At 67.5% G+C, this 13579-nt stretch carries 18 protein-coding genes; 3 read left to right on the top strand and 15 right to left on the bottom strand.

The window, feature by feature from the left end; genetic code table 11:
* Window positions 1-10 precede the first annotated feature (10 nt).
* The 3 genes from I6A60_RS00500 to I6A60_RS00510 all read left to right on the top strand — a co-directional run bounded on the left by I6A60_RS00500 (window position 11) and on the right by I6A60_RS00510 (window position 1647).
* Window positions 11-295 carry an HNH endonuclease signature motif containing protein gene (locus I6A60_RS00500; RefSeq protein ID WP_307838631.1) on the top strand — a complete coding sequence of 95 codons (285 nt, stop codon included), beginning with the start codon at window positions 11-13 and terminating at the stop codon, window positions 293-295.
* Window positions 292-531, top strand: a complete 240-nt coding sequence (locus tag I6A60_RS00505) for a hypothetical protein (RefSeq protein ID WP_203013140.1) — start codon at window positions 292-294, stop codon at window positions 529-531. The genes I6A60_RS00500 and I6A60_RS00505 overlap by 4 nt, the downstream gene beginning before the upstream one ends.
* A gap of 849 nt (window positions 532-1380) precedes the next feature.
* Window positions 1381-1647 carry a hypothetical protein gene (locus I6A60_RS00510; protein ID WP_203013143.1) on the top strand — a complete coding sequence of 89 codons (267 nt, stop codon included), beginning with the start codon at window positions 1381-1383 and terminating at the stop codon, window positions 1645-1647.
* Window positions 1648-1742: 95 nt separating this feature from the next.
* On the opposite strand, the gene I6A60_RS00515 is transcribed toward I6A60_RS00510, so the two are convergent.
* The 15 genes from I6A60_RS00515 to I6A60_RS00585 all read right to left on the bottom strand — a co-directional run bounded on the left by I6A60_RS00515 (window position 1743) and on the right by I6A60_RS00585 (window position 13551).
* Window positions 1743-4988, bottom strand: a complete 3246-nt coding sequence (locus I6A60_RS00515; RefSeq protein WP_203013159.1) for a phage tail tape measure protein — start codon at window positions 4986-4988, stop codon at window positions 1743-1745.
* Window positions 4981-5280: a hypothetical protein gene (locus tag I6A60_RS00520; protein WP_203013162.1), complete on the bottom strand. Its 300-nt coding sequence runs from the start codon at window positions 5278-5280 to the stop codon at window positions 4981-4983. The genes I6A60_RS00515 and I6A60_RS00520 overlap by 8 nt, the downstream gene beginning before the upstream one ends.
* A gap of 105 nt (window positions 5281-5385) precedes the next feature.
* Window positions 5386-5718 (bottom strand): hypothetical protein, encoded by a 333-nt coding sequence (locus I6A60_RS00525; protein WP_203013165.1) that lies wholly within the window; start codon window positions 5716-5718, stop codon window positions 5386-5388.
* A 2-nt stretch (window positions 5719-5720) separates the two neighbouring features.
* Window positions 5721-6044 (bottom strand): hypothetical protein, encoded by a 324-nt coding sequence (locus tag I6A60_RS00530; RefSeq protein WP_203013169.1) that lies wholly within the window; start codon window positions 6042-6044, stop codon window positions 5721-5723.
* A gap of 48 nt (window positions 6045-6092) precedes the next feature.
* Window positions 6093-6731, bottom strand: coding sequence for a hypothetical protein (locus I6A60_RS00535; protein WP_203013172.1), 639 nt, complete (start codon window positions 6729-6731; stop codon window positions 6093-6095).
* Entirely contained in the window at window positions 6728-7312 is a 585-nt protein-coding gene (locus tag I6A60_RS00540; RefSeq protein ID WP_203042212.1) for a hypothetical protein, read from the bottom strand. The genes I6A60_RS00535 and I6A60_RS00540 overlap by 4 nt, the downstream gene beginning before the upstream one ends.
* Before the next feature lie 187 nt (window positions 7313-7499).
* Window positions 7500-7952 (bottom strand): helix-turn-helix domain-containing protein, encoded by a 453-nt coding sequence (locus tag I6A60_RS00545; RefSeq protein WP_203013178.1) that lies wholly within the window; start codon window positions 7950-7952, stop codon window positions 7500-7502.
* A 125-nt stretch (window positions 7953-8077) separates the two neighbouring features.
* On the bottom strand, window positions 8078-8437 hold the full coding sequence (locus I6A60_RS00550; protein ID WP_203013181.1) for a hypothetical protein: 360 nt from the start codon (window positions 8435-8437) through the stop codon (window positions 8078-8080).
* Complete coding sequence (locus tag I6A60_RS00555) at window positions 8434-8748, bottom strand: hypothetical protein (RefSeq protein ID WP_203013184.1); 315 nt, start codon at window positions 8746-8748, stop codon at window positions 8434-8436. The genes I6A60_RS00550 and I6A60_RS00555 overlap by 4 nt, the downstream gene beginning before the upstream one ends.
* Complete coding sequence (locus I6A60_RS00560; protein ID WP_203013187.1) at window positions 8745-8918, bottom strand: hypothetical protein; 174 nt, start codon at window positions 8916-8918, stop codon at window positions 8745-8747. Before I6A60_RS00560 ends, I6A60_RS00555 begins: the two co-directional genes overlap by 4 nt.
* The gene (locus tag I6A60_RS00565) at window positions 8918-9562 is read right to left on the bottom strand and encodes an HGGxSTG domain-containing protein (protein ID WP_307838632.1); all 645 of its coding nucleotides are present in this window, start codon (window positions 9560-9562) and stop codon (window positions 8918-8920) included. The genes I6A60_RS00560 and I6A60_RS00565 overlap by 1 nt, the downstream gene beginning before the upstream one ends.
* 630 nt (window positions 9563-10192) lie before the next feature.
* Window positions 10193-10441: a DUF6011 domain-containing protein gene (locus tag I6A60_RS00570; RefSeq protein WP_203013197.1), complete on the bottom strand. Its 249-nt coding sequence runs from the start codon at window positions 10439-10441 to the stop codon at window positions 10193-10195.
* A gap of 5 nt (window positions 10442-10446) precedes the next feature.
* The gene (locus tag I6A60_RS00575) at window positions 10447-10632 is read right to left on the bottom strand and encodes a hypothetical protein (protein ID WP_203013200.1); all 186 of its coding nucleotides are present in this window, start codon (window positions 10630-10632) and stop codon (window positions 10447-10449) included.
* A 151-nt stretch (window positions 10633-10783) separates the two neighbouring features.
* The gene (locus tag I6A60_RS00580) at window positions 10784-13123 is read right to left on the bottom strand and encodes a phage/plasmid primase, P4 family (RefSeq protein WP_203013215.1); all 2340 of its coding nucleotides are present in this window, start codon (window positions 13121-13123) and stop codon (window positions 10784-10786) included.
* Window positions 13120-13551, bottom strand: a complete 432-nt coding sequence (locus I6A60_RS00585; RefSeq protein ID WP_203013218.1) for a hypothetical protein — start codon at window positions 13549-13551, stop codon at window positions 13120-13122. Before I6A60_RS00585 ends, I6A60_RS00580 begins: the two co-directional genes overlap by 4 nt.
* Between the last annotated feature and the right edge of the window lie 28 nt (window positions 13552-13579).

Consider the following 13579-nt stretch of genomic DNA (forward strand, 5'->3'; position numbering starts at 1 on the left):
ACGGTGCTCCGTGAGCGTCCGGCCTGCCGAGGTCAAGGCCCGGCTGTTCGATCAGGTTGGTGGGCGCTGCGTCTACGGCTGCGGCCGGGCCGCGGACCACCTCGACCACGTCATGCCGAAGTCCCGAGGGGGAAGCAACGCGCTGGCCAACCTGGCACCCTGCTGCACCGTCTGCGGGACGTCGAAGGGCTCCCTGACGGTCGTTGAATGGGTGACCCGGATGGCCGTCGAGTTGGCCGCCGGCCTTCCCGTCGCGGTCCTGTCCTCCGTCGAGGTTGCGCAGGTGGCTGCGTGACCGCCGCCGAACGGGCAGCGGCGAAGCGAAGGGCGGCGCACAAACGCAGAGAGGCTGTGCTCATCGCCCGTTCCCGGGCGGCAAAGGACTCTCCAACGAAGCAGATCTCGGCTGCTGCCGATTTCCTGCGGGCCGTTCTCGCCCAGCTTCCCCGGGCGCAGGCAGAGGCGGCGGCGAAGGAAGCCATCGCGTTCGTTCAAGACCTCCTCGACCGCATCGACTCGGAGTTCCCGTGACACCCCCCGAGGCTGTCACTTTCTGTAACTATCGGTGGGTGCTTGGCGGGGCTGTCGGTGCCCGGTCTCAGCCCCTCCCCCACCGCCACCATCTGCCCCTGCCGCGATCTGCCGCGGCAGGGGCCTGGGGGCGCCCCTACGCGCGCGCGCACGAGCGGCAGATTGCGGCAGCGGCAGCAGATACCCGTCCGAAGATCACGGGGGAGGGGTTGGCCCCCACTTTGGTGCTCCCCCGAACACGATCACCGATCGATACGCATTGTGACATTCGACCGTAGGGGAGACCCCGCGAAGACCCGCCTTCTCGGCCCGTCCGAAGCCTGCCTCGCCGCCGCCGAGCCCGTCGTCCCGCCTGACGTTCTGGCATCTGCCAGCCCCTACCCAGCCGGCGGCGAAGCCGGCAGCGTCCGTATCGAAATCAACGCTCCGGCCGTCGAATCCGAAGGAGCACAGTCGCTATGGCCCGCTACCGCTGCCCCGCGTGCAAAGCCAAGTCCCAGAAGGTCGCGACGCGGGCCGAGGCTGCCGCACTGCTGGAGACGCACCGCCAGTTCTTCTGTGTCGGCGCTGCCTCCGTAGGGCGCAAGGCGAACCGTTGATGAGCGGCAGACCCATTCCCGGTCGAGGCGGTCGGGTAAGGTCTCTGCCATCGACTCCGGCTCGTCTGGATGTCCATGAGCAGGCTCCCGCCGGTCCAGCCGGCCACATCAACGCCTGACAAGATCTGCCCCTCGTTTTCGGGGGCTGATCGTCATGCAGTCATGGACGTGATGGGAGAACCTCTTGAACAACGACCAAGTCCCGAACACCCGTGAGACCCGCGACGGACATCCGGTGGCGTCTCTCCGAGTGGCCGGGGTACGCGAGGCCGCATTGCGCCGCCGGACCGAAGGCCCAACCGAAGAAGATCGGCGCGCCGCTGAGCGGGCACGCCGGCCGGTCGACAAGATCCGTGTCGCGATCGAAGCGGCAGACTCGGCGACACTGCGGGCGGCCCTGCTCGCAGTCGTCGACAACTGCACCAACGCCGACGGCACACCGATGGTGATGGACGGCGGGGTGCTCGAAGTGCTGGGCGTGCAGCTCGGGACGAGAAAGCCTCGCCAGAGCCGCTGAGACGGCCCCAGACGTGCGAACGGCCCGCCACCCACCCTGGGCGCGGGCCGGTCGGCTTACGGTCGATCTGGGCGCCAAGGGCGCCAAGTCGCACCTCAGCGCCCGGCGATCCGGGCGAGTCCGTTGGTCGGGTTGCGGCGGTTGACGCGCAACGCTTCCTGCTGCACACCCTTGTAGACGTTCCGGCCGTTCAGGTTGATGTCGGGCTGCTGGACGATAACCGTGATGGTCGGCCCCGCGCCCGAACTGCCGAACTGGGAGGGGAGCCCGACCCAGCCGCCCGTCGCCTTCCCGCCGGCCAGCATCGACTGCGTCTCGCCTGCGGGGTGGATGTAGGCAGGTGCGCCGAACACGGCCAGCTCGGGGCCTCGTTCACCGACAAGTACAGCCTGGCCGACGGGAGGGGAACCACCGTCGGCGAACGGCGCGATCTTGTTCAACGTGCCGACGAACCCGCCGACCTTCCCGGCCACAGTCGAGATGCCGCCGGTGATGTCGTGGATGGCGCGGGAGATCGAGTCGAACGTCGTCTTGATCGCGCCCCACACCCAGTCAACCGTGCCCTTGATCCCACCCCAGATCGTGTTCCACGCGGTCTGGAACCCGCGGCCGGCGGCACCGATGACCTTGTCGAAGGCGTCGCCGATCGAGTGGAACGTGGGGGACAGGAACCCGTCCCAGATGTCAGACAGTGCCCTCTTGATGTCGCCCCAGATGCTTTTCCAGGTGGATTCGAGCAGGCGCAGCCCGAAGCCAATCACCGAGTCGAAGGCGTTCGCGATGAAGTGGAAGGTGGGTTCGAGGAAGCCGTGCCACACGTCCGACAGGGCCGTCTTGATCCCACCCCAGATGAGATCCCAGGTCGACTTGAGTGTCCGCAGGGCGAAGCCGATCACCGAGTCGAAGGCTGCGGCGATGGTGTGGAAGATCGGCGAGAGGAAGCCGTTCCAGATCGCCGACAGCGCATCCTTGATCGCTCCCCAGACGGTGTGCCAAGCGGTCTCCAGACCTCGCAGCGCCGTGCCGATGACCGTGTCGAATGCCTTGGCGATCCAGTGGAACGTCGGCGAGAGGACCGAGTTCCACACCCAGTCGACAGCCTTCCCGAGCGCGTTCCACACGACCCGCCAAGCGGTCTCAAAGCCGCGGATGGCCGTGCCGATCGTCTTCTCCAGGATCGACGCGACTGCCTTGCCGAATGGTTCGAGGACGCTGTGCCAGAACCACTTGACCGCCTTTTCGATGGCCCGGTAGGCGATCTCCCAGGCGAGAATCTGAAGACGGATAGGGAGCAACAGGAGGTTGATCGCCTTCGCGATGTCCTTCAGGATTGGCTCGACGACGTGCCAGGTGTCGGACACGGCCGTCTTGACGTCATGCCAGGCGTCGTGCCAAACCTTCTTGATCCCGCCTGTTACGTCATGCCATGCCTTCTCGATGCCCTTGATCGAGTCCTTGAAGCCGTTGACGAACGGCCGGATCTGGTCGCTCAGCCAGTGAAGCGTGTCGTGCCACGCCGTCTTCAGCGCTCCCCACACGGCATGCCACGCACTCTCGACCGCGTGCCAGGCCGTCTTCAGGCCGCCGAGAACCGCATCCCAGGCGACCTCCAAGCCGTGTACGACCGCATGCCACGCAGTTTTCAGCGCATCCCAGGTGGCGAACCATGCGATTTTGATGCCGGCCCAGGCGACCCGGAACGCGGTTTCGACGCCCTTCCAATGCTTGATCAGCTCGTAAATACCGGCCGCGAGCAGCGCGACAGCAATGATGATCGCGCCGATCGGGTTCGCGTCGGCGGCGGTGTCGAAACCGAGCATCGCGCCCGTAGCTGCAAGGAGACCGGCGATAAGATCGCCAATCCACATGGCTACGGAGATGCCCATCAGGGCGCCGAGGCTAAGAATCATCCCTTCGGCGATGTTCGGATGTTTGGCGAAGAAGTCAGCGATGTGTTCCAGGGGCGGGATCAGCTTGTTGCCGAGTTCGATGCCCAGCGAGACAGTCTTCTCCTTGAGTTCCTTCATCTGCTGGGAGAACGAGTTCGCTTCGGTCTGCTTGAACGCCTTGTTGATGTCACCGGTAGCAGCCCCGGCGGCCTTGACCTTCTCCATGTAGACGTCGTAGCTGCCGATCATCTCTTGGATGCCCTGGCCACCCTTGGACCCGAACAGGTCGGTAAGCGCTACCGCCTTTTTCATGTCCGAGCCGGGGCCAGTGCCGTAGAGCTTGTCGAGCTTTCCCTTGAGGTCCGTGATGGCGGCCGGAAGGCCGCCCTTCTGGATATCGTTCTCCAGGCCGGTCACGAAATCTTTGGTCGTCAGGTGGAGCTGGCCGAGTACTTCCTTAGCCGTGCCGGCGGGCTTCAACATGTACTTCATGACGTTGGTGAACTGGGTACCTGCCTGCGCACCACGGCCGTTCATGTCACCGAACAGCGCGAGGGACGCCGTCACGTCCTTCACGGACATGCCGTAGTTCTTCCAAATGGCGACGTTGCCCTTGCCGAAGGCGTCTGCCATGTCCTGCATCGACATGTCGCCTTCGCCAACGGCGGCGACGAGCTGACCGGTGGCCTGGCTCAGGTTCTGCATGCCGGGCAGTCCGGAGACCATCGCCGCGTCGAGGGCGTTCGTGACGTCGGTCAGATTCGCGCCCGATACGGCCGCGGCCTTGCCGGCCACCGTGAGGACATCCATTGCCTTGGGGGCGTTCACGCCCATCGACTTGGTTGCGGCCTCGACGTGCAAGAGCGCTTCGGCGAGTGAGTCCGGGTCTTGCCCGACCTTGCCGGCTAGACTGAGAACCTGGCTCTTCAGCGAATTGACCGTAGGGATGGTCATGCCCAGCTGGGAGTTGAGCTTCTCCATCTCCGCGTCGAAAGACGACGCGAGATGCACCGACTCGGCGGCGATCGCGACGAGACCGACTGCCGACGCCTTGCCAAACTTGACCATCGCGTCGTTCATCGACGCGACAGCCTTCTCCCGCGAGGCGGCTATCTTCGCGTCAGCCGCAGCCTGTGAGGCCACCTGGGCGTCCAGTGCGGCTTGCCATTCGAGGGTCCCCGCAGTCGCGGCCCGAGACTGGGCGACCTGCATTTTCATCGCGTTGCGGTCGGCCGCCACACCTTGGGCCGCCCATTCGGCGTCCCACGCCGCACCCCACTTGGCCGCACCTTCGGCGCCGGATGCGGCCATCGCGTCGTCTGCGGCCTTGACAGCCGCCGTGCCCTGCTCGGCGAAGGTCTTGATACTGCCGACCGCTTCTTTCATGCCGGCCGCGAACTCGGCGGTATCCGTGATCAGGCGGATTACGGCCGGCGGCAACAGGTCACTCACGTCCGGCCCCCTCGCGGGCGGTGATCTCAAGGGCTTCCGCGAGGGCGGCGGTCGGGTCCTCCGAACGCAGCAGTTCGCCGATGGAAGTCACGAGAGCGGTGATCAGCAAGCGCTGAGCCTGCAACGCCCGGAGTTGCCGTACGACGACGTTCTTCGCGGGCCGCGGGGTGGAGAGAATTTCCGCGATGACTGCCTCGGTCGCGGTCGTATCACGGCGCCAGCCGGCTACGATGAGGCACAGCGACGCGGCCCGGAACATGTTTCCGTCTGGCATTCCGCTCGACTGGCTCATCTCACCTCCTGGCCTTCTGGTTCCGTAATGATGCTGTCGCTTTGGGTTGTGCTCGGTAATTCTTTTGTTCTCGCGGGTTAGAACCAGCGGAAAGTAGCTGGTTCGCTACGCCTTTTCGGTCGGGTCTTCGGACTGGTAGAACGGCGTCAGCGGCACCAGTCCGCCGACCACGGCGCCGTTCTCGGCCACCAGATCGACAAACGGCGTGTCCGCGGTAAACGTCAGCACCCCGTCGGGTCCCGCGCCGATCGCGGTCGGAACGGTCGAGACCCGCTCGACCAATGCCGCCTGGTAGGCCGCCGCCCGCTGCGGCAGCGACGCCGGATCACCACCAGCCGCACCGACCGCACGACTCCAGGCACCGCCCGCCAGCACATCAACCGGCGTGCGGACCGGGTTCACTCCGTCGATGGCAAACGGCCGGTTGTGGACGAACACGGTCAGCCCTCCCCGGCGATTAGTGGGGCGATCTCGTCGCGGAACTGGCGTGCCCCGGTCTGAAATCCCTCCGGGTAGCGGTCGGGAAGGGGCGCCATCGCGTCGGTAAGCGCGCCTACTGCAGCCGCCGCGTCGCGAATCAGGTCCTGTCGGCCGATCCGCCAGACCATGGCGAGCCGGGGCCGTAGGGGGTCCATCAGGGCGATCGCGTCGACCTGGTCGAGGTCGACGGCAATGTCCGACGCCCACCGGTATCCGTCGGCACGACCGGTCTCGAAGTTCGCCGACCGTTCCGCCTCCAGGGTGCGGATTCGGTCTTCGGACACGCGCCGAGCGGACCGGTACCGCTCGATCGTCGAGGCGCTGGCCATCGGTCAGCCCTCCGCTGGCGGCTTGGTGCCTTGCGCCGCCCTGAACAGAGCGGTGATCGCCGCCTGGGCGACAAGCGGAACCTCATGGTGTCCCGCCATCGCGCCGAAACTCTCGGTCTCGATTCCGAACGCGGGCAGCGCCACGCTGGAGGCGTCGCCGAGGGTCTGCACCGCTGTCTGGACCAGCCAGTTCGGCTGACCGCGCAGATCGGCGCGCCGCGTCTCCCACCGGGCGAACTCGTGGGCCAGGACCAGGACCCGCTGCAGCAGGCCGGGAAGCTCCTCCTCGAGTGCGTCCCGCTCGGCGACGATCTCGGCCCTGATTCCGGCGATCCGTTCCCGCTCGACAGCGAGCCTCTCGGCTTCCCGCTCGGCCGCCTGGCGGGCCAGGGTGTCCTGCCAGTCCTGTTCCCGTTGGCGCAGCTCGGCCGCAGCCTGGTCCGCTTCGGCCTGCCTCGCCGCGGCGACCGCTCGGGCCTTGTCGAGCGCGTCGAGCCGGGCGCGGTCGACGTCTTCGTTGGCCTGTACAGCGGCCTGCTCGGCGGCGAACGCGTCAGCGGTCGCCTGCTCGGCGGCGGTCTCCACGTCGGCGGCGTTGAGGTCAGCAATCGACGTCGAGGTGATACCGGACTTGGTCGTCATGCTCGGCCTCCCGGCCCGGACAGATGGGCTGGGCCGAAGCCCGGGGACTTGTAGAGGGCGGCTGGTCGCTGTGTCTGCTCCAGCGCGTCACGCGTCTCGGCCATCGACGCGGCGAGACGGTCAAGCTGGTCCGTGAGCGGCTTCATCGCCTTCTCAAGGACGGCCTTGGTGATGGCGTTCGTGTCGACGACCGGCGCGGACTTCGGTGTCACGGTCTTCACCAGCGGAACGGCGGCGTGTTCGGCTTCGAGATTGCGAGCACGGCCGTCCCACATCCGCCATGTGCCGCCGTGGCCCTGAAGGTCACGGATACGGCGAGCCTCTGTGACCTCGGCTGCACGGTCGTACGCAGACATGTCCAGCAGCTGTTGGGCCCGGTCGAGCAGTTGAGCGACAGGCCCCGGACCTATTCCCATGGACTTGCAGACATCCGCTTCATAGGCGGTGCGGTCCCGCTCGCCGGCCTGCGCAAGCGCCTTGTCACGTAGCCCGGCGAGGATGACGGTCGCAGCGGCCTTCGCGAGCACACCAGCGCCATCCGCGCGCTTCTCTACCTCCGCGACGTCGGCGAGGATCACCATCGCGTCGGCGACATCGGCGGGGCGGACTGCCGCAGCGGCTGCGGCCTTCTTGAGTCGTTTCTCGACTTGAGACATCTCCCGGCTTCTTCACGGCTGTGGGTGGGCGTCTGTCGAACGTCCCCATCTGCCGCTACTCGCCGGCGCCTTTGCCCTCCGGAAGGGCGCGCCTTGCCTTTTTCGCGCGCTGCTACGCGGCCTTGTCGTTCGCCGCGCGGCGGGGTCGTCCAGGGCGACGGGTCGCATACCAGGTGGCCAGGCTGTCCGTGGACAGTTCCCAGCTGCGTCCGAGCTTCCGCGCCTCGATGGCGCCCTGTTCAGCCCGGTTCCGCAGCCGGGCTGCACTGAGCCCGGTCCATTGGGACGCTTCCGTTACCGACACCCACGGTGCCATGTCGTCCGTGTCGAGAGCGAATCCCTTGCGCAAGCTTTTTGGAGCCTGCCGATCGGAGGCGAAGGTGAGCTGTCCCTGCCAGGCTTCCACAGTCTCGCGGAGAACGGGAATCGCCGCGCGGACCGCGTTCTCGCACTCAATAGGTAGCCCGGCCTCAATGGCGGCCTTCAGAAGGGCGAGAAGGCCTGCGGACGCGGACCCGGATAGATACGCCGTCCCATGCGCCGAGAGGGCGTCCAGCGCCTTCACGGCCCGCGCGGGAAGCGTCCCGTCCCGGCGCTGCACTACCGCGGCTCCAATCCGGCCGGCATCTCCGAGCCGGGCGACGTCAAGGCCGTCGACGACAGTCGCCGGGCCCGCCACGTGGACGGCGGTCACGCCTCGTCGTCCACCATCATCGCGACCCGAAGGCCGAGTTCGGCAAGGCTCGGCCGGTCAGGGCCTGCCAGGGACGCTGCGACCGTCGCCATTGCCGCCAGCCGTTCCGCCGACTCGGTGACGACGCGGGCCATCGTGGCGGCCACCCCGTCGGCGCTGCCACAAACCACCAGCCAGACCTGCGGGTCATCCGGGGTGTCATCGTCATCGTCGTCCGTGTCGGGAGTGTCGTCACCGATCCCGGCGGCGTCACAGAGCTGTTGGGCAAGCCGACCAGTCAGGCGGTCGACGTCCTGCCCTGCGGCGAGCGTGACTGCTTCGACCGCTTCGGCGAGACGGGACTTGTAGGAGGTCACGGCGCCTCCAGGCCCGGATGTTTCGCCCTCTGCGTTTCAGAAACGGGGCCCGGTGTATCAGTTCCTGGGTATCGGTTCGGAAGCGATACGGCGTCGCCGGTGATGTCGTCGAGCACGAGGCCGACCGTCTCATAGATCACGGTACCGCCCGGTCCGACGGCGGTAAGCACCCCGACCGGTCGGCCTTCCGAATCGGTATCCGTCCTGCCGTAGGTCGCGTAACCGCCCTGTGCCCACAGCAGGTCGCCGCGCGCCATCTCGGCCTCCCAGACGTCCATAGCGGCAATCACCGAATCCCACCCGCCGGTCATCGGCTGTCCTCGCGGGCGAGCACAGAGGCGACGCATTCGACGGCCAGCTCGAAGTAGCGATCCCTCTGCTCGTCGGTCAGCGCCAGTTCCGGGCTGTCGGCGATCGCGGTCACTGTGTGGATGAACTCCGGCGGGGTGCCGTCGGGCCACTGGATCGTCTCGTCGGCCATCAGTTCAGCCCCGGCGTCGGGTGGGCATGCTGGCGCAGCACGTCGCGGACAACGCCGGGCATGGCCTGGCGCTGATCGCCGGTCAGTGCCAGGTCGGGGTGTGCAATGACCGCGCGGAAGACCTCCAGGAACGCGGCGGCGGTCCGCTCGTTGATCGCGGCGATCCGCTCGTCGAGTTTCAACCGGGCCATGTCGACGAGGACCCGACGGGCGCCGTCGAGGGCCCGCTCAAAAACGACGACGGCAGCCCGGACCTGCTCGCCCTGGGCATCGGACCATGTCTCGATGCTGGGGACCTTCGACAGTTGATCCTCGGCGACCTGCGACCAGGCGAGGACTCGCCCGGCCAGGATCTTCAACGCGGCGAGCGGGTTCTCGACTGGGGTGGGCTCGAAGCCGTCGAGGATGCGGCGGATCTCGTTCTCAGCGGCACGTTCAGCGGCCTTGGTCTTGGCCTGCCTGCTGGAGCCTCCGTGCATCCGGCACGTCTTCTGGCCGGCCATCGGCGGGTTGGTACAACGCTGGCCTGCCCGGTCGGGGCGCCGCTTGCCCGAACAGGTCGCGCTACAGCGGGGGTTTGGATGGGTCACGGGGTCTCCCGATAGTGGAAGGGTTGGTGTCGGATACGCGGCGGCCTCGCACACCCGACTTGAGCTTCGGCGGGGTGAGTCAGGTCTTGGCGGTGTCGACGGCGTTCATGCCGTCCGTCCGTCGCCACGCTGGGTCCGAGCCTTGGAGGTGGCCCGGCGGTTCGACCACCGTCCTGTCAGGTGGCCGATGACGGCGCAGATGGGCAAGCCGACGGTGAAGATGATTTCGCCCAAGGTCATGAGTTTTCCCTTGCGTGTAGGTGCCGGATGGTTGGGCACTGGCGCGGGCCCTTTCCCCATCCGGACGGGAGCCGGCCCTCTCGGGTTGCCCCGAGCCCGGTGCCGCAGCTGTTCTGGTTGCCTGAGGCGCGGTGCGGCCGGCGGCTGGGTGGTCCGCGTGGCGGCGGCGACGTGGTCACCGCGTCTCCCGGGGCTCGCACTGGTGGCCGTCGAACAACTCGACGCGGGCGTACGTCTCGTGACCGACGGGGCAGTGAAACGCGGTCACAGGGAAGCTGGCGCCACACCGGCATGAACCCCGTGGTGCCGGCCTCTGGCCCCTCACTCGACCCCGGGCCGTTTCGGGGCTCTCCGTGGTGCTCAGGGGATTTGCGCCGGTCGTGGCGCTGACCCGTTCGGTGTCGCCAACCGGTCCGTCGAACAGTCCCAGCTGTGCCAAGACGGTCACGCGGCCTCGCCGAGATGCTCGTCGACGGCGGGCTCGAACTCGGGGAACGACGTCTGCACCGTCACGGTCTTGGTGGCCTTCGCCGCGGTGGCGGCCAGGTGGCGCAGGTCGCGGGGATGAACCCGCCGGGCGCAGCACGGGCCGATCGTCAGCGCGATCGACCTGTACGCGGTGAGCGGGTGCGAGCAGATCCGGCACCTGGGGCGGCCGTCTGGGGGTTCGGCGGTGGCAACGGCGGTTCGCATTGGGATCACTCCTGTGTTGCCGCGTGCGCGGCGGGGATTGGGGGCTCGCCGGCGAGGCGGGCGAGCTTGGCCCGGTGGGCCTCGGCGCGTGTAAGGCGGCGACGGGAGGCAGAGACGACCAGGGCGGCGACACGTTCCGTGATGGCGGTGCCGACGCCGGGCGGTAGCTCCGAGACGGTCCCTGCGGGCACCCGATGCGGTATCCCCAACGGCGCCGAGAACTGCCGCCGACCGGGAACTTGCCGGGCTTGCCGACCCTCCGGAGAATCCCTCGTGTAAGGGCTCTCAAGGGCGTTTTTCCAAGGGGTCGGCAAGCCCGGCAAGTTCCCCGATTCGCGCAGGTCAGGCAGCATCCGCGTGACCCACCATGTCGTCCGCAGCGAGGCGGTAGCGGACTCCGACCCACACCCGGTACTGCTTGCCGGGTGTCGTCAGGTACACGCCGCCGCCTCGGGTAACGAGTCCTGCGAGCAGGTCGCGCCGTGTCGTCCGGGCCTGCGTGACTAGCTCCGCCCGGGTCCGATCGTGACCCTCGAAGCGGGGGACGAACAGCTCCTTTGACCACTCCGTGTGACCGTTGGTCTTCAGCCACGAGTTGAAGTGGTCAAGCAGGTCCCTCGATTCCACCGCGGCGCCGGGCTCCGCGACCAGACACTCGTTCCAGAAGCCCATGACCCGGTCCGACTGCGATCTCCAGTGGTAGGTGTCCAGCTCCACGGACTTGGGCAGGGCCATCGCCGATGCTGACGGCTCCTCCCCGGCGGAGTTCGCATCTTCGATGGCCTGGAGCGACTGGTAGCACCGGAGAGCGCCAGCGACTGCCCAGGTGACGGCCGCGTCATGCTGCCCGCTCCCGTTGCCAGCCACCCGACCCTTCAGCGTCGGATCACCGCGCCGGTCGTTCGGACCGACCAGCGCCAGGCCCGGCTTCCGGAACGTGAATGGGAAAACCACCAAGGCGAGACGCCGCCACGTGCCGTGGTCCACCTCGGTGATGACCGGGGTGTAGTTCGTCGTCGCGAAGATCGAATGACTCGCGCGGAAGGTCATGTTGTTCTCGTGGGTTCGCCGAGCCGTGATCTGGCCGACGTCCTGGACCCGCTTCAGCGCCGTCACGTCGATCGACCGACCCTCGGCGACCTCCTCGAAGATGACCAGCCGACGGCCGCGAAGGTCCGCCTGCTCCGTCGAGTGCTCTGTCTTCGAGCCGGTCAGCAGCTTCTGCGACGCGACCGAGGCGTAGTCGCCGAGCGCCGGCAACAAACCGTCGGTGAACAGCAGGCTCTTACCGTTCTCGCCCCCGCCACGCAGGATCGGCATGATCCCGTCGGTGGTGGTGTGGCCGGTGATGGCCTGGCCCACCCGGACCTGCATCCACTTCATGACATCGGTCGGGAGCACCTGGAGTACCCGGTCCCAGTCGGGATGGGTGTAGCCTGGCCGGTACGAACCGCTGGTCATCTTCGTCATGAGCAGGTCGGGATCGTGCGGCAGCGCCTTGCCGGAAGGCAGATCGACCACGCCCGCCGGAGTGTTGAGCAGGTCGGGGTCTGCGTCCAGCTGCGCCTCTTTCACCAGCAGCATCCCGCGCGCCAGCTTCACCACAGCCTCGATGCGCCCGCGGCCGAGAAACGACCGCCACCCGTCCAGCGCGTTCTGGTTGCCGCCCTGACCCCGGTCGGTACGTATCCCGTTGAGCGCTTCCTCGAACCGGGTAACGACGTAGCCGCGGACCGCCTCTATGACCACGGCGTCGGGTACCGGCTCCCAGAGCTTCCCAGTCCATGCGAGCCAGTCAAGGCCCTTCGTCCATCGGAACGACTCCTCAAGCAGGTCCGCAGTGACGGTCTCAGCCATGTAGGCGTCCGAGAAGGAGCCGTCGGCGGTGTCCGTGTTCGGTTCGGTGGTCGTGCCTGCCGCGCGTAGCTCGTCGAGGGAGCCACCGGCTCCGAAGTAGTCGTCTGCGCCCTTGACCGTCTGGCCGTTCACCGTGCCGGGCACGATCAGGTAGGTGACCCGCCGGACGCCCTTCGGGCCTTTCAGCCACCGACCGAAGCGGACCATCGCGCGCAGCACGTTCATGTTTGTTGTGGCGTCGTGGTCAAAGCAGATGACGACATCGCGACCTCGAAGCGGGACGTCCTCCCAGTCTCCAAGGGTGCCGAGTTGGGAACGCCAGTTATAGACGCCCGACACGGCGAGCGTGCATGCGCCCCGCGATGTTAGCGAGTCGGCTTTCTTGATCCCCTCGACGACCCAAAGCTCGACATTGGGATCGGCGACCCGGTTCCGGTTGCGGGGATGGCAGTCGATCCGGCTGGCCTGTCCGCGTGCCGAGGCATACTTCCGGGGTTTGCCGTCCTTTCCGACGACTGGGGTGCGCGGCTTCCAGCTGTGGGTGACCAGTTCGCCCGTGGGCCCGAAGACCGGGATGAGCAAGCCCGGGAAGTAGCGGTCCTCCTCATACGCCCACTTAGGGATGTTGAGCCGGGCCAGCTTGCGACGCTCGCGGTCGTCACCCGGTGTTGGCCGCCCGACGGAGGCATAGCCGCGTTCGGCGGCAACGGCGGCGTCGATGGCCGACTGCTCGACCAGTTCGCGCCGGTGCCCGTCAAGGAGGAACGGGGCTCCTGGTGGCTGCCTCGCCCTGCTCGCGGTTGGGGACTCGTCGATCAGGGTCACGCGGTCGCCTCCCGGGCACGCGGCGGACGGGGCCGGCGCTCGATGACGGTTGCGCCCAACCGGTCGGTCAACAGGTCGATGGCCTCGGCCTCGGTCGGCGTCGGCTTGCTGACGACGACGCCCAACCCGGCATCTCGCAACTGGCGGACCACGCCAACCGCGGCCTCGGCCGGGCCGGTCAGGCAACCGCGCAGCACCCGGCGGACGATGTCCACTGCGTCGGGGGCGGATTCGACGGTTGCGTTGCCGCCGTCGAGGTGGACCAAGACCAGGGCGCGCCCATCGGTGCAGGCATGCGGGTCGACCAGCGGTGACCCGGTCGCCCACGACGGGGTCACGGTCAGCTCGGCGCGACAGTGCGCGCAGATGTGTGACCGGGCGCCGGTCGGCGGTTCCGGTGGATCGACCACCATCTTCTTGGGTAGCATCAAGGAACTCCTGTGGACAGTGGAGCTT

This window comes from Frankia sp. AgB1.9 (genome assembly GCF_016786355.1).
GTDB lineage: Bacteria > Actinomycetota > Actinomycetes > Frankiales > Frankiaceae > Pseudofrankia.